Source organism: Nocardioides sp. JCM 18998 (assembly GCF_055391535.1).
This window is the reverse complement of the sequence record NZ_AP043886.1, coordinates 4220143-4244999: the sequence shown is the minus strand read 5'-3', so window position 1 is coordinate 4244999 and position 24857 is coordinate 4220143. Positions and strand designations below refer to the sequence as shown.

At 67.4% G+C, this 24857-nt stretch carries 16 protein-coding genes, 1 tRNA gene and 3 rRNA genes; 11 read left to right on the top strand and 9 right to left on the bottom strand.

The genetic code is table 11. The features are described from left to right. Window positions 1–45: 45 nt before the first annotated feature. Window positions 46–119, top strand: a tRNA-Ile gene (locus ACZ5L9_RS19900). Window positions 120–123: 4 nt separating this feature from the next. Here the strand turns inward: ACZ5L9_RS19900 and ACZ5L9_RS19895 are convergent. After that, window positions 124–1530, bottom strand: coding sequence for a serine/threonine-protein kinase (locus ACZ5L9_RS19895; RefSeq protein WP_464531552.1), 1407 nt, complete (start codon window positions 1528–1530; stop codon window positions 124–126). 97 nt (window positions 1531–1627) lie between these two features. Between ACZ5L9_RS19895 and tyrS the strand changes: the two genes are divergently transcribed. The 6 genes from tyrS (at window position 1628) to ACZ5L9_RS19865 (ending at window position 10704) form a co-directional block, all read left to right on the top strand. Further along, complete coding sequence (gene tyrS, locus ACZ5L9_RS19890) at window positions 1628–2914, top strand: tyrosine--tRNA ligase (protein ID WP_464531548.1); 1287 nt, start codon at window positions 1628–1630, stop codon at window positions 2912–2914. A 407-nt stretch (window positions 2915–3321) separates the two neighbouring features. Beyond that, a 16S ribosomal RNA gene (locus ACZ5L9_RS19885) occupies window positions 3322–4837 on the top strand. Window positions 4838–5341: 504 nt separating this feature from the next. Further along, window positions 5342–8416 (top strand): 23S ribosomal RNA (locus ACZ5L9_RS19880). A gap of 159 nt (window positions 8417–8575) precedes the next feature. Beyond that, window positions 8576–8692 (top strand): 5S ribosomal RNA (gene rrf, locus ACZ5L9_RS19875). The 16S, 23S and 5S rRNA genes sit together here, the layout of an rRNA operon. A 106-nt stretch (window positions 8693–8798) precedes the next feature. Next, window positions 8799–9986, top strand: coding sequence for a tetratricopeptide repeat protein (locus tag ACZ5L9_RS19870; protein WP_464531545.1), 1188 nt, complete (start codon window positions 8799–8801; stop codon window positions 9984–9986). Window positions 9987–10224: 238 nt separating this feature from the next. After that, entirely contained in the window at window positions 10225–10704 is a 480-nt protein-coding gene (locus ACZ5L9_RS19865; protein WP_464536930.1) for a DUF3145 domain-containing protein, read from the top strand. A gap of 44 nt (window positions 10705–10748) precedes the next feature. On the opposite strand, the gene ACZ5L9_RS19860 is transcribed toward ACZ5L9_RS19865, so the two are convergent. The 7 genes from ACZ5L9_RS19860 to ACZ5L9_RS19830 all read right to left on the bottom strand — a co-directional run bounded on the left by ACZ5L9_RS19860 (window position 10749) and on the right by ACZ5L9_RS19830 (window position 17888). Beyond that, entirely contained in the window at window positions 10749–11261 is a 513-nt protein-coding gene (locus ACZ5L9_RS19860) for a hypothetical protein (protein WP_464531543.1), read from the bottom strand. A gap of 101 nt (window positions 11262–11362) precedes the next feature. After that, window positions 11363–12820 carry an acyl-CoA carboxylase subunit beta gene (locus tag ACZ5L9_RS19855; protein ID WP_464531539.1) on the bottom strand — a complete coding sequence of 486 codons (1458 nt, stop codon included), beginning with the start codon at window positions 12818–12820 and terminating at the stop codon, window positions 11363–11365. After that, window positions 12820–14094 carry a beta-ketoacyl-[acyl-carrier-protein] synthase family protein gene (locus ACZ5L9_RS19850; protein ID WP_464531535.1) on the bottom strand — a complete coding sequence of 425 codons (1275 nt, stop codon included), beginning with the start codon at window positions 14092–14094 and terminating at the stop codon, window positions 12820–12822. Before ACZ5L9_RS19850 ends, ACZ5L9_RS19855 begins: the two co-directional genes overlap by 1 nt. A gap of 37 nt (window positions 14095–14131) precedes the next feature. Beyond that, entirely contained in the window at window positions 14132–14380 is a 249-nt protein-coding gene (locus tag ACZ5L9_RS19845; protein WP_464531531.1) for an acyl carrier protein, read from the bottom strand. 72 nt (window positions 14381–14452) lie between these two features. Next, window positions 14453–15457, bottom strand: coding sequence for a beta-ketoacyl-ACP synthase III (locus ACZ5L9_RS19840; RefSeq protein WP_464536928.1), 1005 nt, complete (start codon window positions 15455–15457; stop codon window positions 14453–14455). After that, window positions 15454–16638 carry an acyltransferase domain-containing protein gene (locus tag ACZ5L9_RS19835; protein ID WP_464531527.1) on the bottom strand — a complete coding sequence of 395 codons (1185 nt, stop codon included), beginning with the start codon at window positions 16636–16638 and terminating at the stop codon, window positions 15454–15456. Before ACZ5L9_RS19835 ends, ACZ5L9_RS19840 begins: the two co-directional genes overlap by 4 nt. 86 nt (window positions 16639–16724) lie before the next feature. Next, window positions 16725–17888, bottom strand: a complete 1164-nt coding sequence (locus ACZ5L9_RS19830) for a PucR family transcriptional regulator (RefSeq protein ID WP_464536926.1) — start codon at window positions 17886–17888, stop codon at window positions 16725–16727. Window positions 17889–18038: 150 nt separating this feature from the next. On the opposite strand from ACZ5L9_RS19830, the gene ACZ5L9_RS19825 reads away from it, so the two are divergent. Further along, a complete protein-coding gene (locus ACZ5L9_RS19825) occupies window positions 18039–19022 on the top strand; it encodes an alpha/beta fold hydrolase (RefSeq protein ID WP_464531523.1) in 984 nt (327 codons plus the stop codon). Between the two features lie 64 nt (window positions 19023–19086). Here ACZ5L9_RS19825 and aceE read toward each other — a convergent pair whose 3' ends face one another. Continuing rightward, window positions 19087–21867 carry a pyruvate dehydrogenase (acetyl-transferring), homodimeric type gene (gene aceE, locus ACZ5L9_RS19820; RefSeq protein WP_464531520.1) on the bottom strand — a complete coding sequence of 927 codons (2781 nt, stop codon included), beginning with the start codon at window positions 21865–21867 and terminating at the stop codon, window positions 19087–19089. A gap of 292 nt (window positions 21868–22159) precedes the next feature. Here aceE and ACZ5L9_RS19815 point away from each other — a divergent pair, with 292 nt between their 5' ends. From ACZ5L9_RS19815 to ACZ5L9_RS19805, 3 genes are read left to right on the top strand one after another with little or no spacing between them, the layout of a single operon-like run. Next, window positions 22160–22597, top strand: coding sequence for a DUF3052 domain-containing protein (locus ACZ5L9_RS19815; RefSeq protein WP_464531516.1), 438 nt, complete (start codon window positions 22160–22162; stop codon window positions 22595–22597). Continuing rightward, window positions 22594–24228 carry an AMP-binding protein gene (locus ACZ5L9_RS19810; protein WP_464531513.1) on the top strand — a complete coding sequence of 545 codons (1635 nt, stop codon included), beginning with the start codon at window positions 22594–22596 and terminating at the stop codon, window positions 24226–24228. Before ACZ5L9_RS19815 ends, ACZ5L9_RS19810 begins: the two co-directional genes overlap by 4 nt. Continuing rightward, a complete protein-coding gene (locus ACZ5L9_RS19805; RefSeq protein ID WP_464531510.1) occupies window positions 24225–24704 on the top strand; it encodes a peroxiredoxin in 480 nt (159 codons plus the stop codon). Before ACZ5L9_RS19810 ends, ACZ5L9_RS19805 begins: the two co-directional genes overlap by 4 nt. The last annotated feature ends 153 nt before the right edge of the window (window positions 24705–24857 follow it).

Genomic DNA, 24857 nt, shown 5'->3' with positions numbered 1-24857 from the left:
GGGGGCCGGCATGGTCGCCGGCGACCTGTAGGTTCTCGCGCACGGGGGCCGGTAGCTCAGTCGGTTAGAGCAGAGGACTCATAATCCTTGGGTCGTGGGTTCGAGCCCCACCCGGCCTACCGATCAGCTCGCCGCGATCAGGAGACGACCGTCGTCGTCGACCAGGCGGAGCTGGACGTTCTCCGTCCGCTTGCCGGAACCGCGCAGGGTGTACGTGTATCGGTACGAGACACCGAGCGGGTCGGTCGAGGGCAGGACGTCGCTGACCCGATGGATCTTGGTGACGTTGCCCCAGAACCGGAGGTAGCCGGCGTACCCGCCACTGCGGCGCTGGTACTCCGGCGTCAGCATCGCGAATCCGCGCCGCGGGTCCTCGCTCGCGGTCCGCAGGTAGGTGGGCACGAACGTGCGGACGCGTGACTCCAGCGCCGCATCGCTCGACGCGGGGCTGGAGGGCGAGGCCGACCCGAGAGGCGAGCGCTGATCGACGGTTGCTGCCGCGGCGGCCGTGGTGTGGCTCGCCATCGGGTCGCCGCTGCCACCGCCATGACCGCCGAGCGCGAGCACGAGGCCGGTGGTCACCACCGCCGCGGCGGCGACCGCACCGACGACCCACGGCCAGCGTGGCCGAGCGGGCAGCTGCGCACGACCGGGACCCGAGGCGGCCCGGGACGCGGATCCGGCGGCCGGCACGACCGGGAGCACCCGGGTGCTCGCGGCAGCGGTGGGCGAGCTCGTACCGGGAGAGGTCATGGCCGGTCCCGCGAGGAACGCGCGGACCTGACCCAGCGTCCAGCGCCGTGCGGGGTCCCGGGTCATCATCCCCGCGACCAGCGGTGCCAGCCGTCCGGCGCGCTCGGTGCGGGGCGGCTCCTCGTGCACGATCCGGTAGAGCGTGCTGACGACGTTCTCCCCGACCTCGTACGGGGGCCGGCCGGAGAGCGCGTGGAACGCGGTGGCGCCGAGCGACCACACATCGCTCGCGGGCGTGGTCGGCGCCCCCGCGGCCACCTCGGGCGCGATGTACGACGGCGAGCCGGTCAACGTGCCCGTCCGGGTGATGGTGGCGTCGCCGTCGTGGCTGCGGGCGATGCCGAAGTCGGACAGCTTGGCCGCGCCCACCTCGTCGATGAGGATGTTCGACGGCTTGACGTCGCGATGCATCACGCCGGCGGAGTGCGCCGCGGAGAGAGCGGCGGCCACCTGGGCCAGGATGGGCGTCAGGTCGTCGGGGGAGAGCGGGCCGTCTGCGGCGATCAGCGCGGCCAGGGTGGTTCCCGCGACGTACTCCATCACCAGCCAGTGGTCCTCGCCGTCGGCGACGAGGTCGTAGACCGCGACGACGTGCGGGTCGCTGATCCGCGCCGCGAGCCGGGCCTCCCGTTCGGCCCGGGCATGGGCGAGATCATGCGCCGCGGCGACCTGCTTGAGCGCGACCGGCCGGCCGAGGAGCTCGTCGGTCCCGAGCCACACGGCCCCCATGCCACCACGTCCGAGCTCGCGCCCGAGCGCATACCTCCCACCGATCACCCTGCCGACGGTATCCGGGACACGGGAACCGAATCGCCCTCCGAGCACCCCATGCGGCACCCTTGGAGCGACGATCCGTATGTAGAAAGGGCCCATCGTGTCCATCGATCCCACCCTCCTCGACGACCTCGAGTGGCGCGGCCTCATCGCCGACTCGACGGACCGCGACGCGCTCCGTGAGTCGCTGACCGGCGGGAGTGTGAAGTTCTACATCGGCTTCGACCCGACCGCGCCGAGCCTGCACATGGGCAACCTGCTGCAGATCGTCACCGCGATGCGGCTCCAGCGCGCGGGCCACACCCCGTACGCGCTGGTCGGCGGTGCCACCGGCATGATCGGCGACCCGAAGGACTCCGGCGAGCGCACGCTCAACTCCCTCGACACCGTCAAGGAGTGGGTCGAGAACCTGCGCCGCCAGCTCGCGCCGTTCTTCGACTTCGAGGGCGACGAGGGCTTCACCGGTACGAACGGCGCCACCCTGGTCAACAACTACGACTGGACCGCGTCGCTCTCCACGATCGACTTCCTGCGCGAGGTCGGCAAGCACTTCCCGGTCAACCGGATGCTGGCGCGCGACACCGTGCGCAACCGGCTCGAGAGCGGCATCTCCTACACGGAGTTCTCCTACGTCCTGCTCCAGTCGATGGACTACCTCAACCTCTACCGCGACTTCGGCGTCACGCTGCAGCACGGCGGCTCGGACCAGTGGGGGAACATCACCGGCGGTGTCGAGCTGATCCGTCGCGCCGACGGCGGTCACGCCCACGCGTTCACCACGCCGCTGGTCACCAAGGCCGACGGCACCAAGTACGGCAAGACCGAGGGCGGTGCCCTGTGGCTCGACCCCGAGATGATGTCGCCCTACGCCTTCCACCAGTTCTGGCTGAATGTCGAGGACGTCAAGGTGGGGGAGATGCTGCGGTTCTTCACCTTCCTCTCCCGCGAGGAGATCGAGGCCCTGGATGCCGAGATGGCCGAGAAGCCGTTCCTCCGCGCCGGGCAGAAGGCGCTTGCCGACCACATGACCACGATGGTGCACGGCTCCCGGGAGACCGAGCAGGCCAAGGAGGCGGCCGCCGCGCTCTTCGGGGGCGGTGACCTGACGACCCTGGCGCCCGCGACGCTGGGCGCCGCGCTGCGCGAAGCCGGCACCGTGACCGTCGAGCGCGCGGACGGCCTGGGCGTCGTGGGTCTCCTCGTGGCCGCGGGCCTCGCGACCAGCAACGGCGAGGCGCGACGCACCATCGCCGAGGGCGGCGCGTACGTGAACAACGTGCGCGTCGAGGACGCCGATGCGGTGGTGGCCGAGGGTGACCTCATCGGCGGCAGCTGGCTGGTGCTGCGCCGCGGCAAGAAGCGCTTCGCGGGCATCGAGGTCCGCTGAACCGAGCGGATCGCGCTCGATTTGGCTCGGGCGGCCCGGAGGCGTAGTGTTCTCCGGGTCGCCACGAGCGGGGGATGGAGCCGAGAGGGTCCGGACCACAGTCGTGTGTGATGGGAGAAAAGAGCGAATCCGCCGAATTGGTGGAAAGCGAAAGTCTCCGATAAAGTACGGATCGCCCCGCAGGTGAGAAACAAGAAGCAACAATGTTTCGAGCCACGGTGCGCGTGTGATTCTTGAGAACTCAACAGTGTGTCAAATAGTCGACGAATTAATTTTGTTGTGCCCCGTTGAATCTTTGGGTTTGACGGATACGAATATGATTCTGACAAGTTTTTGTCGGGGTTTGTTTTGTTGCAGGCATCTCTTCTTGCTCGGCTGCTCTTTTGGGGTGGTTGGGTGTTTGTTTTTTGATGGAGAGTTTGATCCTGGCTCAGGACGAACGCTGGCGGCGTGCTTAACACATGCAAGTCGAGCGGAAAGGCCTTTCGGGGTACTCGAGCGGCGAACGGGTGAGTAACACGTGAGTAATCTGCCCTGGACTCTGGGATAGCCACCGGAAACGGTGATTAATACCGGATATGACGCGCTCTCGCATGGGGGTGTGTGGAAACTTTTTTGGGTCCAGGATGTGCTCGCGGCCTATCAGCTTGTTGGTGGGGTAATGGCCTACCAAGGCTTCGACGGGTAGCCGGCCTGAGAGGGTGACCGGCCACACTGGGACTGAGACACGGCCCAGACTCCTACGGGAGGCAGCAGTGGGGAATATTGGACAATGGGCGGAAGCCTGATCCAGCAACGCCGCGTGAGGGATGACGGCCTTCGGGTTGTAAACCTCTTTCAGTGCAGACGAAGCGCAAGTGACGGTATGCACAGAAGAAGGACCGGCCAACTACGTGCCAGCAGCCGCGGTAATACGTAGGGTCCGAGCGTTGTCCGGAATTATTGGGCGTAAAGGGCTCGTAGGCGGTTTGTTGCGTCGGGAGTGAAAACCAGGTGCTTAACACCTGGCCTGCTTTCGATACGGGCAGACTAGAGGCATTCAGGGGAGAACGGAATTCCTGGTGTAGCGGTGAAATGCGCAGATATCAGGAGGAACACCGGTGGCGAAGGCGGTTCTCTGGGAATGTTCTGACGCTGAGGAGCGAAAGTGTGGGGAGCGAACAGGATTAGATACCCTGGTAGTCCACACCGTAAACGTTGGGCGCTAGGTGTGGGGCCTATTCCATGGGTTCCGTGCCGCAGCTAACGCATTAAGCGCCCCGCCTGGGGAGTACGGCCGCAAGGCTAAAACTCAAAGGAATTGACGGGGGCCCGCACAAGCGGCGGAGCATGCGGATTAATTCGATGCAACGCGAAGAACCTTACCTGGGTTCAACTACTACCGGAAAGCGCTAGAGATAGTGCCCCTTTTTGTCGGTAGATAGGTGGTGCATGGCTGTCGTCAGCTCGTGTCGTGAGATGTTGGGTTAAGTCCCGCAACGAGCGCAACCCTCGTCCTATGTTGCCAGCAATTCGGTTGGGGACTCATAGGAGACTGCCGGGGTCAACTCGGAGGAAGGTGGGGATGACGTCAAGTCATCATGCCCCTTATGTCCAGGGCTTCACGCATGCTACAATGGCCGGTACAAAGGGCTGCGATCCCGTGAGGGGGAGCGAATCCCAAAAAGCCGGTCTCAGTTCGGATTGGGGTCTGCAACTCGACCCCATGAAGTCGGAGTCGCTAGTAATCGCAGATCAGCAACGCTGCGGTGAATACGTTCCCGGGCCTTGTACACACCGCCCGTCACGTCACGAAAGTCGGCAACACCCGAAGCCGGTGGCCTAACCCCTTGTGGGAGGGAGCTGTCGAAGGTGGGGCTGGCGATTGGGACGAAGTCGTAACAAGGTAGCCGTACCGGAAGGTGCGGCTGGATCACCTCCTTTCTAAGGAGTCAGTCAGCCATGATGTCCAGGACAACTGTGTCTTGGCGATGGTGCTGCTCGCTAGTGGAATCGTCGATGAAGGGCCCGGTCGGGTTGGTGTTCGATGTCAGTACTGCCTCTTCGGGGGCGTGGAACCTCATCGTGCACCGGTGGACAGGGGAGTTTTGGCACACTGTTGGGCTTTGAGGAATCACACTCCTCGTGCCCTGTTGGCTCGCCGTGACCGTTGGTTGCGGGGTTCGGGTTCACGGGTGGCCTCTTTCGCTCGAGCCTGGTGCGGTTGTACTGGGGGAGAGGGTTGGTGGGTGTGGTGGTTGATAGTTGGATAGTGGACGCGAGCATCTTATGAGTGCCGCCGTGCAAGCCTTTCGTACTTCACCAGGTACGGGTGGTGGCGGTGCTTTCTAGTCTTTGTAGTTTATTGCCTTTGATTTGAGTTTTGCTTGATGAGGCGATGGATGCCGGTTTGTTGTCGGTGTTTGTTGTTTTTGTTGAGTGTTTGTTTGGCAAGCTATGAGGGGCACATGGTGGATGCCTTGGCATCAAGAGCCGATGAAGGACGTGCGAGCCTGCGTTAAGCCCTGGGGAGTTGGCAACGGAGCGTTGATCCGGGGGTGTCCGAATGGGGGAACCCAGCACGAGTCATGTCGTGTTACCGCATCCTGAATGTATAGGGATGTTGGAGGGAACGCCGGGAAGTGAAACATCTCAGTACCGGTAGGAAGAGAAAACAATAGTGATTCCGTGAGTAGTGGCGAGCGAAAGCGGATCAGGCTAAACCAGTTACGTGTGATACCCGGCAGGGGTTGCGTGGTTGGGGTTGTGGGAGCCTTCTCCTGGGTCTGCCGGCCTGGGGCACAGTAAGAAATCCGTGTTGAATGCGAAGTCGTTGGGAAGCGGCGCCGTAGAGGGTGAGAGTCCCGTAGTGGTAAGACACGGACTGTGGAGGTGCATCCCAAGTAACACGCTACTCCTGGAATGGCGTGTGAATCTGGCAGGACCACCTGTTAAGCCTAAATACTTCTTGATGACCGATAGCGGACAAGTACCGTGAGGGAAAGGTGAAAAGTACCCCTGGCGGGGAGTGAAATAGTACCTGAAACCGTGTGCCTACAATCCGTCAGAGCCTTTCGGGGTGATGGCGTGCCTTTTGAAGAATGAGCCTGCGAGTTAGTGGTGTGTGGCGAGGTTAACCCGTGTGGGGTAGTCGTAGCGAAAGCGAGTCCGAATAGGGCGTTTTAGTCGCATGCTCTAGACCCGAAGCGAAGTGATCTATCCATGGGCAGGTTGAAGCGCCGGTAAGACGGCGTGGAGGACCGAACCCACTTCAGTTGAAAATGGAGGGGATGACCTGTGGATAGGGGTGAAAGGCCAATCAAACTTCGTGATAGCTGGTTCTCCCCGAAATGCATTTAGGTGCAGCGTTGCGTGTTTCTTGCATCAGGTAGAGCACTGGATAGCCGATGGGCCCGACCAGGTTACTGACGTTAGCCAAACTCCGAATGGGTGTAAGTGAGAGCGCAGCAGTGAGACAGTGGGGGATAAGCTCCATTGTCGAGAGGGAAACAGCCCAGACCATCAGCTAAGGCCCCTAAGCGGCGGCTAAGTGGAAAAGGATGTGGAGTCGCAGTGACAACCAGGAGGTTGGCTTGGAAGCAGCCACCCTTGAAAGAGTGCGTAATAGCTCACTGGTCAAGTGATTCCGCGCCGACAATGTAGCGGGGCTCAAGCCGCCCGCCGAAGCTATGGCACTCCAGACTTGGTCTGGGGTGGGTAGGGGAGCGTCGTGTATGCGGTGAAGCGGCAGAGTGATCTGGCCGTGGAGTTTACACGAGTGAGAATGCAGGCATGAGTAGCGAATGATGAGTGAGAAACTCATCCGCCGGATGATCAAGGGTTCCAGGGTCAAGCTAATCTGCCCTGGGTAAGTCGGGACCTAAGGCGAGGCCGACAGGCGTAGTCGATGGACAACCAGTTGATATTCTGGTACCGGCGAAGAAGCGCCCATGCTGAGGCGCGTGATGCTAAGTGCCCGAAACACCGCGACCAACCCTTCGGGGGCGGCGTGTGTGCGTAGCGCATGACCCGAGCGTGTAGTAGGTAAGCGATGGGGTGACGCAGGAAGGTAGTCGATCCGGCGCGATGGTTGTCGCCGGCTAAGGATGTAGGACGTGACGTAGGCAAATCCGCGTTGCATTAAGTCTGAGATCTGATGGGGACCCTTTGGGGGAAGTCGATGATCCTATGCTGTCGAGAAAAACCTCTAGCGAGCTTCGAGCCGCCCGTACCCCAAACCGACTCAGGTGATCAGGTAGAGAATACCAAGGCGATCGAGTGAACCATGGTTAAGGAACTCGGCAAAATGCCCCCGTAACTTCGGGAGAAGGGGGGCCGGATCCGTGAACCACCTTGCGTGGGGAAGCGGTGATGGCCGCAGAGACCAGGCCCAAGCGACTGTTTACTAAAAACACAGGTCCGTGCGAAGTTGTAAGACGATGTATACGGACTGACTCCTGCCCGGTGCTGGAAGGTTAAGGGGACCGGTTAGACAGCAATGTCGAAGCTGAGAACTTAAGCCCCAGTAAACGGCGGTGGTAACTATAACCATCCTAAGGTAGCGAAATTCCTTGTCGGGTAAGTTCCGACCTGCACGAATGGAGTAACGACTTGGGCGCTGTCTCAACCGTGGACTCGGCGAAATTGCACTACGAGTAAAGATGCTCGTTACGCGCAGAAGGACGGAAAGACCCCGGGACCTTTACTATAGTTTGGTATTGGTGTTTGGTTCGGCTTGTGTAGGATAGGTGGGAGACTGTGAAGTCCATACGCCAGTATGGGTGGAGTCATCGTTGAAATACCACTCTGGTCGTACTAGATGTCTAACCTAGGACCGTGATCCGGTTCAGGGACAGTGCCTGATGGGTAGTTTAACTGGGGCGGTTGCCTCCTAAAATGTAACGGAGGCGCTCAAAGGTTCCCTCAGCCTGGTTGGTAATCAGGTGTTGAGTGTAAGTGCACAAGGGAGCTTGACTGTGAGACAGACATGTCGAGCAGGGACGAAAGTCGGAACTAGTGATCCGGTGTCGGCATGTGGAAGCGGCATCGCTCAACGGATAAAAGGTACCCCGGGGATAACAGGCTGATCTTCCCCAAGAGTCCATATCGACGGGATGGTTTGGCACCTCGATGTCGGCTCGTCGCATCCTGGGGCTGGAGTAGGTCCCAAGGGTTGGGCTGTTCGCCCATTAAAGCGGCACGCGAGCTGGGTTTAGAACGTCGTGAGACAGTTCGGTCCCTATCCTCTGCGCGCGTAGGAAACTTGAGAAAGGCTGTCCCTAGTACGAGAGGACCGGGATGGACGAACCTCTGGTGTGCCAGTTGTACCGCCAGGTGCATGGCTGGTTGGCTACGTTCGGAAGTGATAACCGCTGAACGCATCTAAGCGGGAAGCATGTTTCAAGATGAGGTTTCCCACCCATATTGGGTTAAGGCTCCCTATAGACGATGGGGTTGATAGGCCAGAAGTGTACAACCGTGAGGTAGAGCTGACTGGTACTAATAGGCCGAGGGCTTGCCTTACAAATGCTCAACAAAACCAACAAACGCAATCTAAACTGCGCAAAGAAGTGTTCGCGTCCACGAACCAACATTGATACCACTTGAACTGAATAGTGGCAGACGATGTAACCACAGAGTTTTCCCCACTGGCCGCAATCGGCAGAGTGTGGGGTCTAGGGTTACGGCGGTCATAGCGTAGGGGAAACACCCGGTCCCATCCCGAACCCGGAAGTTAAGCCCTACAGCGCCGATGGTACTGCAACCGGGAGGTTGTGGGAGAGTAGGACGCCGCCGGACAATTTTTCGCGTAGGGGCCACCTTCAGGTGGCCCCTACGCTGCATTTACGCCCGTTTCGGGCGCGCGAGGATGGCGCAGGACGCGCCGGTGAGGAAGGCTGAGTCCATGGCAGAGGAACGACGGAGCGGCGGACGTCCCGCTCAGGGTTCGGGACGCCCGCGTTCGGGCGGCCAGAGCGGCGCCGGACAGTCCCGCTCAGGTGGGGCACGTTCGGGCGGTGCCGGCAAGAGCGGCGAGGGCAAGTCCTACGGCGCCAAGTCCACGGGCGGTTCGCGCGGCGGCTCGTCCGGTGAGAGCCGGGGCGGTGGCCGCGGCTACTCCCGCGACGACAACAAGAGCTACTCCCGCGACGACAACCGGGACGGCGCACGCCGCAGCGGCGGTCCGAAGCGCGAGGGTGCCCCCAAGAGCGGCTGGGGCAAGAGCTACGCCAAGGACGGGGACGCCAAGGACAAGGGCGCCCGTGCCGGTGGCGGTAAGGGCGGTTACGCCGGCAAGGGCGGCACGGGCAAGCCCGGCGCCGGGCGCGGTGGCGAGCGGGGTGGTGAGCGCCGTCCGTTCAACCGCGAGCAGCGCGAGGAGCGCGAGCCCCGTACCGCGGACCAGGCCGCCTACGACGGTCCGGACCTGCCCGAGGAGATCACCGGCAAGGAGCTCGACCGCTCCGTGGCGGCGCATCTCAAGGGCCTCCCGGACAAGCTGGCGGCTCGCATCGCACGCCACCTGGCTGCTGCCGGCGTCTACATCGACGACGACCCGGAGCTGGCCTACCAGCACGCGAAGGCCGCCAAGAGCCGGGCGCAGCGCATCGCGGTGATCCGCGAGGCGCTGGGCGAGGCCGCCTACGCCGCCGGCCACTACGCGGAGGCGCTCTCCGAGCTCCGTGCCGCGAAGCGGATGAACGGCGCGACCGCGTACCTGCCGATCATGGCCGACTGCCACCGCGCGCTCGGTCACCCCGAGCAGGCGATCAAGCTCGCCCACAGCCCGTCGGTGGTGAACTTCAAGCCGGAGGCCAAGGCCGAGATGACGCTGGTCGAGGCCGGCGCCCGACGCGACATGGGCCAGCTCGACGCCGCCCTGCGGGTCCTGGAGCTCTCGCCGCTGAACAACAAGGGCCGCGGCTCCTGGGTCGTCCGCCTGCGCTACGCGTACGCGGACACGCTCGAGGAGGCCGGCCGCCTCAACGAGGCGCTGCAGTGGTTCCACCGCACCCACGCCATCGACGCCGACGACCTCACCGATGCCGCCGCGCGGGCCGAGGACCTGGAGCGCCGGGTCGACCGGGACTGACCGGTACGGCGTGGCATTGACACCGTGACATCGGTGAGGGCGCAGGATGCACTGGCATCCTGCGCCCTCATGCGTCACAATGGCCCCACAACTACATAGATGTCATTCCATCACCATTGCTCACTCGAGTTCCGATGCCAGATCGCTGGGGAAGGCGTTGCTCGCGCCGGAACGAAGGAGAACAACGGTGACTGGATACACGACATCGCACAGCACCACCCGGACCGCGACCCGGGGTGTGCTCTACGTGCACTCGGCGCCCTCCGCGCTGTGCCCGCACGTCGAGTGGGCCGTCGGCGGGGTTCTCGGTGTCGCTGTGAGCCTGGACTGGACCCCGCAACCGGCTCAGTCCGGGACCTATCGTGCCGAGCTCTCGTGGTCCGGCGCGGTGGGATCTGCTGCGGCCGTCACGTCGGCGCTCAAGGGCTGGAACCACCTGCGGTTCGAGATCACCGAGGAGCCGACGTCCGGCTCCGAGGGCACGCGATTCTCGTACACGCCCGAGCTCGGCGTCTTCCACGCCGTGACCGGACTGCACGGCGACATCATGATTCCCGAGGACCGGTTGAAGGCCGCGGTGGTGAAGTCAGCACTCGGCGAGACCACCCTCATGCTCGAGGTCGACAAGCTCCTCGGCAAGCCGTGGGATGACGAGCTCGAGACCTTCCGGCACGCCGGAGAGGGCGCGCCGGTCCGCTGGCTGCACCAGGTTGTCTAGGGTCGCCCCGGCGACCGCAACGTAGAAGAGGCACTGCCGAGCCCTCAGGCTCGGTGGTGCCTCTTCTTGTGCTTCGGGGTCGTGAGGCGGAACGGGTCGTCGGCGACCGCTGTCGTCGTGGTCGGGCCCTGTCCGTCGTTCGTGTAGAGCGCGCCGTGCAGGACGAAGCGACCCGGCTGGGTGTTGGAGCGACAGATCGTGACGCTCTTGGAACCGCTCAGGGGATCGGCACCGCTGAGGATGACGTCGGAGGCCTGGGAGATCCCGCGCGGATCGGTCACCAGGATCTCGAGGTCGAACTCCATATCGGTGGGGACGCTGAGCTCGTAGCGGTACGTGTACTTCTGACAGCCCTTGCGCAGCCGCTGGCTCGGCATGTGGAGATGGCCGCTGATCACTGACGAGGTCGAAGCGGCCGGTGTGGTGCTGCCGCCGCCCAGGAGGCCGCCCAGGAGCCCTCCGAGACCGCCTGGGCCGGTGCTCCCGGTCATCAGGGCGCCGGCCAGGGCCATGCTGGTCAGGCCGTGGTAGATCCGCTGGCTGCCGAGACGCTGCATGGAGGGAACAACGCAGCAGCGCGGCGTCTGTTACGGACACCGCGCTGCTGGCAGGGGAGGATGGATGAGCGGGCGCTTCGCGCTGCCGCCGGCTTTCTCGCCTAGAGAGGGATGTTGCCGTGCGCTCCGCGCAGCGCGCCATCGCGCTGGACGGCCTCGTCGAGGGCCGTGGCGATCGCGCTGCGGGTGCGGGTCGGCTCGACGATCTCGTCGACGACGCCGATCTCGACGGCCTTCTCGACACCGCCGGCGATCCGCTCGTGCTCGGCGGCCAGCTCCTCCTCCACCTGCGGGCGGATGTCGGGAGCGACCTCGGCCAGCTTGCGGCGGTGCAGGACCCGGATGGCCGCGACGGCGCCCATCACGGCGACCTCGGCGCCCGGCCAGGCGAAGACCTTGGTGGCGCCGATCGAGCGGGCGTTCATCGCGATGTAGGCACCGCCGTACGTCTTGCGGGTGACCAGCGTGATCCGCGGGACGACGCACTCGCCGAAGGCGTGCAGCAGCTTCGCGCCGCGGCGGACGACGCCGTCCCACTCCTGGCCGACGCCGGGCAGGTAGCCCGGTACGTCCACGAGCACGATCAGCGGGACGCCGAACGCGTCGCACATCCGCACGAAGCGGGCGGCCTTCTCCGCCGAGGCGGAGTCGAGGCAGCCGCCGAGACGCAGCGGGTTGTTGGCGACCACGCCGACCGTACGGCCGCCGAAGCGACCCAGCGTCGTGACGATGTTGGGCGCCCAGCGGGTGTGCAGCTCCTGGGCGGTGTCCTCGTCGAGCAGGGTCTCGACGAGCGGGTGCACGTCGTACGCGCGCTTCTTGGACTCCGGCAGGACGGCACTCAGGTCTCGATCCTCGACGGCGTCGACCCGCAGGCCGCCCTGGTCGCCCAGGAGCGCTGCGACGATGCGGGCCCGCTTGAGGGCCTCCTGCTCGCTCTCGGTGAGGATGTGCACGACGCCCGAGCGGCGACCGTGCGGCTCGGGGCCGCCGAGGCGCAGCATGTCGACGTCCTCGCCGGTGACCGAGCGGACGACGTCGGGACCGGTGACGAAGATCCGGCCCTCGGGGCCGAGGATGACGACGTCGGTCAGGGCAGGGCCGTAGGCACCGCCGCCGGCGGCGGGGCCGAGGACGACCGAGATCTGCGGGATCTTGCCGGACGCCTGCGTCATGACCTGGAAGATCCGGCCGACGGCGTGGAGCGAGAGCACGCCCTCGGCGAGCCGGGCGCCGCCCGAGTGCCACAGTCCGATGATCGGGACCTGGTCGGTCATGGCGCGGTGGTACGCGTCGACGACCACGCGACAGCCGGCATCGCCCATGGCGCCACCCATCACGGTGGCGTCGGTGCAGAATGCGACCACGCCGGCGCCGTTGACGGTTCCCCGGACGGCGAGCATGCCGGAGTCGTCGATCTCGGAGAGCAGCTCGAGCGAGCCCTCGTCGAGGAGCGCGGTGAGCCGGGTCAGCGGGTAGCGGAAGTCGTCCTCCCGCGGCGGCTTGGCGGCGGCCGGAGCGGCCGAGCTGGGGACGCGGACGTCAGCGGTGGCGGTCATCAGATGCTCCCGAACGCGACCGCGACGTTGGCGCCGCCGAAACCGAAGGAGTTGTTGAGCGCCACCACGTCGCCGGACGGCAGGTCGCGTGCCTTGCCCGGGATGTCGAGCTCGACCTGCGGGTCGAGGTTGTCGAGGTTGATCGTGGGAGGCGAGACGCGGTCGCGGATGGCGAGCACGGTGGCGACGGCCTCGAGGGCCCCGGCGCCGCCGAGCAGGTGACCGGTCATGGACTTGGTGCTGGTGACCACGACGTTCGAGACGTGCGCGCCCAGCGTGGCGTGCAGCATCAGACCCTCGGCGATGTCGCCCTGCGGGGTCGAGGTGGCGTGCGCGTTGACGTGCACGATGTCGGACGCGCTGATCTCGGACTCGCGCAACGCGCCGAGGATGGCGCGCGAGCCACCCCGGCCGGCCGGGTCGGGCTGGGCGATGTCGTGCGAGTCGGCGGTGATGCCGGCGCCGAGCACCTCGGCGTAGATCTTCGCACCACGGGCCTGGGCGTGCTCGAGGCGCTCGAGCACCAGGACGCCGGAGCCCTCGCCGAGGACGAAGCCGTCGCGGGCGGTGTCCCAGGGCCGGCTGACCGTGGTCGGGTCGCCGCCCTCGGGGCCGGAGGCCGTCTTGGAGAGCGCCATCATGTTGGCGAACGCGGAGATGTTGAGCGGGTGGATCGCGGCCTCGGTGCCGCCGGCCACCACGACGTCGGCGCGGCCGAGTCGGATCTGGTCGATGGCGTGAGCGATCGCCTCGTTGCCCGAGGCGCAGGCCGAGACCGGCGTGATGACGGCGGCGCGGGCGCCGACGTAGAGGCTGACGTTCGCCGCGGGGGCGTTCGGCATCAGCATCGGGACGGCGAGGGGGGAGACCCGCCGCGGACCCTTCTCCCGGAGAGCGTCGTAGTTGTCGAGCAGCGTGATGACACCGCCGATGCCCGACGCGAGGGCGACGCCCACGCGCTCGGGCTCGAGACCGGGCTCGGCCTCGGACCCGGCCGCGCCGCTGAAGCCGGCGTCGGACCAGGCCTCCATCGCCGCGACCATCGCCAGCTGGGCCGAGCGGTCGAGGCGACGGGCCTTGACCCGCTCGATGACCTCGGTGGGCTCGACGGCGGCCTGAGCGGCGATCTTGACCGGCAGGTCCTCGGCCCAGGACGCGTCGATGGTGCGGACGCCCGAGCGACCCTCGAGGAGGGCCTCCCAGGTAGAGGTGACGTCTCCGCCGACAGGGCTGGTGGTGCCCAGGCCGGTGACGACGACTCGGATGCGGCTCATGTGCTCTCCGGAAGAAGGTTGTTGTTCAGCGGTTGGCTCAGGCGGCCTGAGCGTTCTCGATGAAGCTGACGGCGTCGCCGACGGTCTTGAGGTTCTTGACCTCGCTGTCCGGGATGGTCACGCCGAACGCCTCCTCGGCGGCGACGACGACCTCGACCATCGAGAGGGAGTCCACGTCGAGGTCGTCCACGAAGGACTTCTCGAGCTGGACGTCACCGGCGTCGACGCCGGCGACCTCGTTGACGATGTCGGCGAGCTGGCTGCGGATCTCTTCGGTGGTGGCCATCAGGCGACCTTTCTCTTTCGTTCGGGCGATAGCCCGTGGGTGAACTGTGGGTGGGTGTGGATCAGGGGCGGGTCATGGAACGGTCACGACCTGGGCGGCGTAGACGAGCCCGGCGCCGAAGGCGATCAGGAGAGCGGTGTCTCCGGACTTCGCCTCGCCCTCCTCGATCATCCGCTCCAGAGCGAGCGGGACCGAGGCGGCCGACGTGTTGCCCATCGTCGCGATGTCCCGGGCGATCTTGACCGACTCGGGGAGCTTCATCGAGCGGGCCAGCGCATCGACGATGCGCATGTTGGCCTGGTGTGGCACGAAGCAGTCGAGCTCCTCGGGCGTGACACCGGCCTTGTCGAGCGCCTCGAGGCCGATCTTGGCCATCGAGAAGGACGCCCAGCGGAAGACGGGGTTGCCGTCCATGGCCAGATAGGGCTGGCCGATCGGCTCGGCGGCGGTGCCCCAGGTGATCCAGTCGACGTTCTGCTTGATCAGGTCGGCCTGCTCGCCGGCCGAGCCCCAGACGACCGGGCCGATGCCCGGCTCATCGCTGGGTCCGACGATGGCCGCGCCGGCGCCGTCCGCGAAGATGAACGCGGTGCCGCGGTCGTTGAGGTTGGTCAGGTCCGAGAGCCGCTCGACGCCGATCACCAGGACGTGCTTGGCGCTGCCTCCCCGGACGAAGTCGCTGGCCATCGAGATGCCGTGGCAGAAGCCCGCACAGGCCGCCGAGATGTCGAAGGCGGCCGGGTGGTCGGTGCCGAGCTCGTCGGCGATCAGGGCCGCGACCGAGGGCGTCTGGATCATGTGGCTGACGGTGGCGACGATGACGCAGTCGATCTGCTGCGGCTCCAGGCCGGCGGCCTCGAGCGCCTTGCGGGACGCGGCCACGCCCATCATCTGCACGGTCTCCTCGGGCGTCGCCCAGCGCCGCTCGGTGATGCCGGAGCGGGTGCGGATCCACTCGTCGCTCGAGTCGATCGCCTCGACGATCTCGCTGTTGGGGACGACGCGGCTGGGCCGGTAGCCGCCGACGCCGAGGATGCGGGCGTGGCGCGCGCCGGCGGACTCCTGGATCGGCATCAGTGGCCACCCTCGGGGTGGAGGCGGACCAGCGGCTGGCCGGGGGAGACGAGGTCGCCGTCCTCGACGAGCCACTCGACGACCTGGCCGCCGTGCTGGGCGGGGATGTCGATGCGGTCGCGCAGGCTGGCGACGGCGCCGATGGTGGCGCCGGCGGCGATGAGGTCGCGGTCGCGGGCCTCCTCGGCGAGGTGGAACGTGCCCTTGGCGGGGGAGACGACCATCCGCCAGGTCGGGCTGGTGCCGATGACGCTGCGCTCGCCGTGCTTCTCGCAGAACGCGCGGGCGTCGTCGAGCTGGTCGGGGGTCTTGAGCGCGAAGGTCTCGACGCCCTTGAGCTGGCGCTTGATGATGCCGGTCAGGGTGCCGGCCGGTGGCATCTCGAGGACGCCGGTGACACCGAGGTCGCTGAGCGTCTCCAGGCACAGGTCCCACCGCACCGGGCGGGCGATCTGGCCGACGATCCGGTCCAGGACCTCGCGGCCGTGGTGGACGATCCGGCCATCGCGGTTGCTGACGACGGGCGTACGCGGGTCGTGCACGGACACCGAGCGCGCGAGGCGCTCCATGCGGGAGACCGCAGGCGCCATGTGGCTGGTGTGGAACGCCCCGGCGACCTTGAGCGGCATGACGCGCGCCTTGGACGGAGCGTCGTCGGCGAACGCCGCGAGCTGCTCCAGGGTGCCGGCGGCGACGATCTGGCCGGGGCCGTTGTCGTTGGCGGGCGTGAGGCCGTGCCGCGCGATCGCGGCGAGGACCTCGTCGCGGTCGCCACCGAGGACGGCGCTCATGCCGGTGGGGGTGACGGCGGCGGCCTCGGCCATGAGGCGGCCGCGCTCGCGGACCAGGACCATCGCCTGCTCGGCGCTGATCACGCCGGCGCCGGCCGCGGCGGCGAGCTCGCCGACGCTGTGGCCGGCGACCGCGCCGACCAGCTCGAACGCGTCGGCCGGGTGCGGGAAGAGGTCGAGGGCCGCGACCAGGCCCGCGCCGACGAGCAGTGGCTGGGCGATCGCGGTGTCGCGGATCGTCTCGTCGTCGGCGACGGTGCCGTAGTGGACGAGGTCGAGACCGGCCACGGTCGAGAGCCACTCGAGGCGGCCCGCGAAGAGCGGGTCCTCGAGCCACGGCGTGAGGAATCCGGAGGTCTGAGCGCCCTGACCCGGCGCGACGATGACGAGCACGGGTTCAACTCTGCCGATCTACCTCGGGGTAGGCCTCTCGGGACCCTCCGAAGATGTCGCCCCGAATTTTGTAGGTGTCCTACAAATCAAGCGTCCGCTTGGCGTCCGAGGACCAACGCGGTGGCGAGCGCGAAGGCATCGCGGGGCTGGCTCGGGGTCAGACCGGTGACGTCGGCGATCTGCCGGATCCGGTAGCGGACGGTGTTCGGATGCACGAAGAGCCGGCGCGCCGCGGCCTCGAGGTTGCTGCGGGACTCGAGGTAGGCGGTCAGCGTCTCCACGAGGGCGGGGCGCTCGGTCAGCGGGCGGTAGATGTCCGTGACGAGCTGCTCGCGCGCTGTCTCGTCGCCGGCCGCCGCCCGCTCGACCACCAGCTGGTCCGCCAGCACCGGGCGGGGCGCGCCCGGCCATCCGGGTGCGGCCCGGAAGGCGGCCTGGGCCCCGGCCGCGGAGGCGTGCGCGTGCGCGACGTCGGTGGCGAGGGGGCCGGCGACCACCGGGCCGGGGCCGAAGAGACCGGCGACGGCGGCGGCGCCGGCGCGCTCGTCGGTGACCTCGCCGAGCACGATCACCAGGCGCTCGCCCTGGATCGCGCACAGCGCGTGGAGCCCGGCCGCTCGGGCCCGGCGGCGTACCTCCTCGAAGAGGTCGGTCTCCTCGTGGCCGGCTGGAGCGGTGCCGAGCACCACCATGATCGAGCCGCGTGCGCCCCAGCCGAGGGCCCCGGCGCGGCCGAGCACGGCCTCGTCGGGGTCGGCCCGCAGGATCGCGTCGACCACCAGCGCCTCGAGCCGGGCGTCCCAGGCACCGCGCTGCTCGGCGGCGCGGGCGTAGACCGCCGCGGTGGCGAAGGCGACCTCGCGGGCGTAGTGCCCGATCGCGGTGCGCACCGGCACCGCCTCGTCGGCGCCCAGCACCTCGTCCAGGCTCTGTTCGACCACGTCGATGGAGAGCCGGATCAGATCGACGGTCTGCTGCAGGGTGATCACGCCGGCCAGCGCTCGTGGCGCGGCGCCGAACACGCTGGCGGCCAGGTCGGGCTCGACGGTGCTGTGCACGCCCTCGGCGTACCACTGGACGAAGCCCTGGATGCCGGCCTGCACGATCATCCCGACCCAGGAGCGCTCCTGCGCCGAGAGCGCGGCGAACCACGGGAAGTCCGACTCCATCCGGCCGGTCGCGGAGGTGGCCAGCCGGCCGGTGGCGCGTTGCAGCGCGAGGGCTCCGGGTACAAGGTCGGGGCGCGACATCACGGGCTGATCCTCCCACCCGGCGGTGCCCGGAGTCCTTCTGGACAGGCGGTGGTTGCCGATGGGTACTCGTACCGGCGCATGACCACCGGTTGAATAGAGTCTGAACGATCGGTCAGAATCGGGTGACCGGGCGCAAGAGGGGTAGCCATGAGCACGAAGACGGGGATGACCGTCCCGCCGACCAGCTTCGCGACGGTGCACGGGCACCGCCGGGCGTACGGCATCGGCGGGCGCGAGATCGGCACCGCACCCGTCCTCCTGCTGCTCCACGGCCTCGCATGCGACCGCCACACCTGGGATCCGGTCTGGGACCGGCTGGGCGAGAAGTACACCCTCATCGCCCCCGACCTGCTCGGTCACGGCGAGTCGGACAAGCCGCGCGGTGACTACAGCCCGGGTGGCTACGCCAACGGCATGCGCGACCTGCTCACCGTCCTGGGCGTCGACAAGGTGACGGTGGTGGGGCACAGCTTCGGTGGTGCGGTGGCGATGCAGTTCGCCTACCAGTTCCCCGAGCGCACCGAGCGGCTCGTGCTGGTCAACGCCGGCGGTCTGGGCAAGGAGGTCACGGTGCTGATCCGTGCACTGGGCCTGCCGGGCTACCAGTACACCCTCGGCCTGCTCACGGCGCCGGGGATCCGCCAGGCCGGCACGACCATCCTGCGTGCGCTCAAGGCGACCGGTCTGCGCGACCTGCGTGACCTCGACGAGGTCGCCGACATCGTGGAGACGCTCAAGGACCCGCGCTCGCGCTACGCGGTGCACAAGCTGGTCACCGGCGTGATGGACTGGCACGGGCAGAACATCACGATGCGCGATCGCGCCTACCTCACCGAGCTGATGCCGTTGTGCGTCGTCTGGGGCGCGGACGACCGCGTCCTGCCCGCCCACCACGCGCAGACCGCGACCCAGTTCGCGCCCAAGGCGCAGGTCACCGTGATGCCGAACACCGGGCACTTCCCGCACAAGGATCATCCGGAGCAGTTCGCCGACCTGTTGATCGACTTCGTCGACTCGACGGTCCCCGCGTCGTACTCGCGTGCACGCTGGCGGCGGTTGCTCACCACCGGCGCTCCGGCGCCGGTGCTGCGCGCCGTCCGCGAGGAGGGCGTCGCCTCCGAGCTGGCCTGATCCGAGGACGACGAAGGCCCTGCGAGACGCATCTCGCAGGGCCTTCGTCACGCTGGAGGGGCGATCAGGCGTCGCCGCCCTCCTGCTTCACCCCACGCATCGTGGTCGGGTCGTCGATCCGGTACGTCTCGAACGCCTTGGCCACGACCGAGCGGTCGATCTTGCCGGCGTCGGCCAGGGCCTGGAGGGCCTGGACGACGACCGACGGGGCGTCGATCTGGAAGAAGCGACGAGCGGCCGGACGGGTGTCGGCGAAGCCGAAGCCGTCGGCGCCCAGGACGCGGTAGTCGGCCGGGACCCAGCGGGCGATCTGCAGCGGGACCGCCTTCATGTAGTCCGAGACCGCGACGACCGGCGTGTCCGAGCCGGACAGCTTGTCGGTGACGTAGGCGGTCCGGGCCGGGGCGGAGGGGTTGTTGAGGTTCCAGTGCTCCGCCGCAGCGGCGTCGCGGGCCAGCTCGTTCCACGACGTGACCGACCAGGTGTCGGCGACGACGCCCCAGTCCTCGCGGAGCAGGCGCTGGGCCTCGGCGACCCACGGGAAGCCGACACCCGAGGCGAGCAGGCGGACGCGCGGTCCGTCACCCTCGCCGGTGGAGACCTGGTGGATGCCCTTGAGGATGCCCTCGACGTCGACGCCCTCGGGCTCGGCCGGCTGCGCGACCGGCTCGTTGTAGACGGTGAGGTAGAAGATGACGTCCTCGCCCTTGCCGTCCTTGCCGCCGGTGCCGTACATCCGCTCGAGACCGCTGCGCATGATGTGCGCGACCTCGTAGGAGAACGCCGGGTCGTAGTGCACGACCGCAGGGTTGGTGGAGGCGATGAGCGGGGAGTGGCCGTCCGCGTGCTGCAGGCCCTCACCGGTCAGGGTGGTGCGACCCGCGGTGGCACCGACGAGGAAGCCGCGCGACATCTGGTCGGCCATCGCCCAGATCGAGTCGCCGGTCCGCTGGAAGCCGAACATCGAGTAGAAGATGTAGAACGGGATCATGGCCTCGCCGTGGGTGGCGTACGCGGAGCCCGCGGCGATGGCCGAGGCCATCGCGCCCGCCTCGGAGATGCCCTCGTGCAGCATCTGACCCGAGGTCGACATCTTGTACTGGAGCAGCATGTTGCGGTCGACGCCCTCGAACTGCTGACCCGCCGGGTCGTAGATCTTGGCCGACGGGAACATCGCGTCCATGCCGAAGGTGCGGTACTCGTCCGGCGCGATCGGCACGATGCGCTTGCCGATCACCGGGTCGCGCATCCAGTCCTTGAGCAGGCGGACGGTCGCCATCGTGGTGGCGACCTTGTGGCCACCGGCGCCCTTCTTCAGCTCGGCGTACGTCTTGTCGCCCGGCAGCTCGAGCGGCTGCGAGCGGTTCTCGCGACGCGGCAGCGCGCCACCGAGCACCCGACGACGCTCCATCATGTACTTGATCTCCGCGGAGTCCGCGCCCGGGTTGTAGAGCGGGAACTTGCCGGTCGCGGCGTACTTCTCCTCGATCTCCGCATCGGTGATCGGGATCTCGAGGCGGTCGCGGAACTTCTTGGCGTCCTCGACGGTGAGCTTCTTCATCTGGTGGGTGGCGTTCTTGCCCATCAGGGCGTCGATCGTCCAGCCCTTGATGGTGTGCGCCAGGATCACGGTCGGCTGGCCGACGTGCTTGGCGGCCGAGTCGAACGCGGCGTACACCTTGCGGTAGTCGTGGCCGCCGCGCGGCAGCTTCTCGATGTCGCGGTCGCTGAGCTGCTCGACCATGGCGCGCAGACGCGGGTCGGGACCGAAGAAGTGCTCGCGGTTGTACGCGCCGTTCTCGACCGAGAAGGTCTGGAAGGCGCCGTCCGGCGTGGAGTTCATCTTGTTCACCAGGACGCCGTCCACGTCGCGGGCGAGCAGGTCGTCCCACTCGCGGCCCCAGACGACCTTGATGACGTTCCAGCCGGCGCCGCGGAAGTTGGCCTCCAGCTCCTGGATGATCTTGCCGTTGCCGGTGACCGGGCCGTCGAGCTGCTGCAGGTTGCAGTTGATGACCCAGGTGAGGTTGTCGAGCTCCTCGCGGGCCGCGATCCGCAGGGCGCCCATCGACTCCGGCTCGGCCATCTCGCCGTCGCCGAGGAAGGCCCACACGCGCTGCTGCGAGGTGTCCTTGATGCCGCGGTTCTGCAGGTAGCGGTTGAACCGCGCCTGGTAGATCGAGTTGATGCCCGTCAGGCCCATGGAGACGGTGGGGAACTCCCAGAAGTCCGGCATGAGGCGCGGGTGGGGGTAGGACGACAGGCCCTGGCCGATGCCGTGCTGCGCCTCCTGGCGGAAGCGGTAGAGCGCCTCCTCGGAGAGGCGGCCCTCGAGGAAGGCGCGGGCGTAGATGCCGGGCGCGGCGTGACCCTGGAAGAAGACCTGGTCGCCACCGCCCGGGTGGTCCTTGCCGCGGAAGAAGTGGTTGAAGCCGACCTCGTAGAGGGAGGCGGAGGACTGGTACGTGGCGATGTGGCCGCCGACCTCCAGGCCCTTGCTGTTGGCGCTCGAGACGAGCATCGCCGCGTTCCACCGGATCATCGACCGGACCCGGCGCTCGGTGTCCTCGTCGCCCGGGAACCACGGCTCGCGCTCCGGGGGGATCGTGTTGATGAAGTCGGTGCTCCGAAGAGCGGGGACGCCTACGGCGCGCTCGCGAGAGCGCTCGAGCAGGCGGAGCATGACGTAGCGCGCACGGTCGCGACCACGCGCGTCGACCATCGAGTCGAAGGAGGCCAGCCAGTCGCGGGTCTCGTCGGGGTCGATGTCCGGGAGCTGGGTCGGCAGGCCCTCATGGATGACGGTGGCCGGCGTGCCGGAAGCAGGGGTGTTTTCTTCGGTCACATATCGAATCGTGCCACTCGCGTGGGCAGGGGGAAATTTACTGATGAGTACCGATTTCCAGCGGCACTTCCTGTCGCTGCCCCGGGCGGCTCGGAGGGGGCCGGGCGACGGCCCCGGGACGTCGATCGTGTCGGTCGTCAGGTAGTGCTGCTCGCCGTTCGTGGGAACCGTGGAGTGGTCCAGCGGGGCGGACAGGGTTGCGTACCCGGCCGAAACCCGCTGGACTACTCACCACCGTGGCGATGCTGCCGACGGTGAGACGACATGTCAGCGACAAGATGCGGAGGACGACGTGAGCTCGACCGCGGGTGGAGGCTCCACCCAGACTGGCCCGGCGGGACCCGCCGAGCGCCTGGGATTCAAGACCGGAATGGTCATCCAGGAGCTGGGATGGGACAACGACACCGATGACACGCTCAGGGTCGCGATCGAGGACGCGCTCGACGCCGACATGGTCGACGGCGACTACGGCAACGTCGTGGACTCCGTGCTGCTCTGGTGGCGCGAGGACGACGGCGACCTGGTCGACGGACTCGTCGACGCCTTGACCGACCTCGTCGGTGGTGGCGCCATCTGGCTCCTCACACCGAAGGTGGGACGGCCCGGTGCGGTCGACCCTGCCGACATCGCAGAAGCGGCGCCCATCGCCGGCCTGTCCCAGACCACCACCGCCGCCGTCAGCGGCGAGTGGACCGCGACGAGACTCCTGGCTCCGAAGAACGTCGGATGATCCTGCGTCCCTCCGAGGCGCTGTCCAAGGCCGTCTCCGCCGGATCCGGCGCGCTGGTCCTGGCCGGCTCGGGCGTGGTCAAGCCGTTCTCGCCCGCGGTGCTGGCGCGCCTGGGCAAGGCGGTCCTGGACTGGGGCCTCGGCCCGGCCGGGGGCTTCACGATGCTCGCGACCCGCTATCCCGACCGGGTCGGGATCGTGGACGAGCTCGGGGAGATCACGTACGGCGAGATCCATCGGCGCACCAACGTGCTCGCGCGTGCGCTCGCCGATCGCGGGGTGGGTGAGGGCGACGGCGTCGCCATCATGTGCCGCAACCACCGCGGCTTCGTCGAGGCCACCGTGGCGGTCGCCAAGCTCGGCGCCGACGCGCTGTACCTCAACACCGCCTTCGCCGGCCCGCAGCTGGTCGACGTGCTCGCCCGCGAGAAGCCGCGCGTGGTCATCCACGACGAGGAGTTCGTCAGCCTGCTGGCCGGCGCGGAGATCGAGCAGCGGATCATCGCCTGGACCGACAGTGACCGCTCGGCCCTGAGCGCGGCGGGCGTCGACACGCTCGAGGAGCTCACCTCGCGCGGCAACGACACCGACCTCCCCTCGCCGGGTCGGCACGGCCGGATCATCATCCTGACCTCGGGCACCACCGGCACGCCGAAGGGCGCGCCACGCAACGAGGCAGGCATCGACTCCGCGATCGCGCTGCTGTCGCGGATGCCGCTCAAGGAGGGCTGGCGCACGCACATCGCGGCGCCGCTGTTCCACACCTGGGGCTTCGCGCACCTCATGCTGGCGATGCTGCTCGGCTCGACGATGGTGCTCCGGCGACGCTTCGATCCGGCCGACGCGCTCGAGGTCACGCAGGGCTGCGACTCGCTGGTGGTCATCCCGGTGATGCTGCAGCGGATGCTCGCGGTGGAGTCGACGCAGCGCCCGGACCTCTCCGCGCTCAAGGTGGTCGCCTCGTCGGGCTCCGCGCTCCCCGGCGACCTGGCGCTGGAGTGGATGGACCGCTTCGGCGACAACCTGTACAACATCTACGGCTCGACCGAGGTCGCGTACGCCTCGATCGCCACCCCTGAGGACCTGCGCACCGCACCGACGTCGGCCGGGAAGCCGCCGTGGGGCACGGTCGTGAAGATCCTCGACCCGCTCGGCGCCGAGGTGGAGAAGGGCGAGGCCGGCCGGATCTTCGTCGGCAACAGCCTGCTCTTCGAGGGCTACACCGGCGGTGGCGGCAAGGAGGTCGTCGACGGCCTCATGTCGTCCGGGGACGTGGGTCGCTTCGATCGCGACGGCCGGCTCTACGTCGAGGGTCGCGACGACGAGATGATCGTCTCCGGTGGGGAGAACGTCTTCCCCAAGGAGGTCGAGGACTGCCTGGCCCGGCACGAGGCGGTCGTCGAGGTGGCGTGTATAGGCGTCGACGACACCGCGTTCGGCAAGCGACTGCGCGCGTTCGTCGTGGTCAGTCGCCCGGTGGACGAGGACGACCTGAAGGGCTGGGTCAAGGACCACCTGGCCCGCTTCAAGGTGCCGCGCGAGATCGTCGTGATGGGCGAGCTGCCCCGCAACGCCACCGGCAAGGTGCTCAAGCGCGAGCTCGTCGAGTGGAGCGGCGGGGCCCCGGCATGAGCGGCCTGGAGATCGGCGGGCCCGCGCCCGACTTCACCCTGCGCGACCAGTTCGGCCAGGAGGTGAGCCTCTCCTCCTACCGCGGCAGCAAGGCGGTGGTGCTGTTCTTCTACCCCTACGCCTTCTCGGGCGTGTGCACGGGGGAGATGGCGGGCATCCGCGACCGGCTGGCGGAGTTCATGACGTTCGACACCGAGGCGATCGCGATCTCGTGCGACCCGATGTTCGCGCTGCGGGCGTTCGCCGACAGCGACGGGCTGAACTTCCCGCTGCTCTCCGACTTCTGGCCCCACGGCGAGGTGTCGCGGGCGTACGACGTCTTCGACGAGGCGCGTGGCAACCCGCGACGCTCCTCCTACGTCATCGACAAGCAGGGCATCGTGCGCTGGTCGGTGCACAACGCGGCCGCGGAGGGACGCGACCTCGACGAGCACCTGCGCGAGCTCGCGGCCGCCGTCGAGGAGCGTCAGGTCTAGACCGGTCGCGGCAGGTTGTTGAAAGTCGCGCATAGTGTCCTGACAGGGTTGTAGTCTCCTGGTCGTTGAGCCGGTGGTGACCCGAGACGCCACCGGCTCGACTCATTTCCCGGCGGCCTCGCCTTCCAGGTTTTGACCCCGCGTGACGCCCAC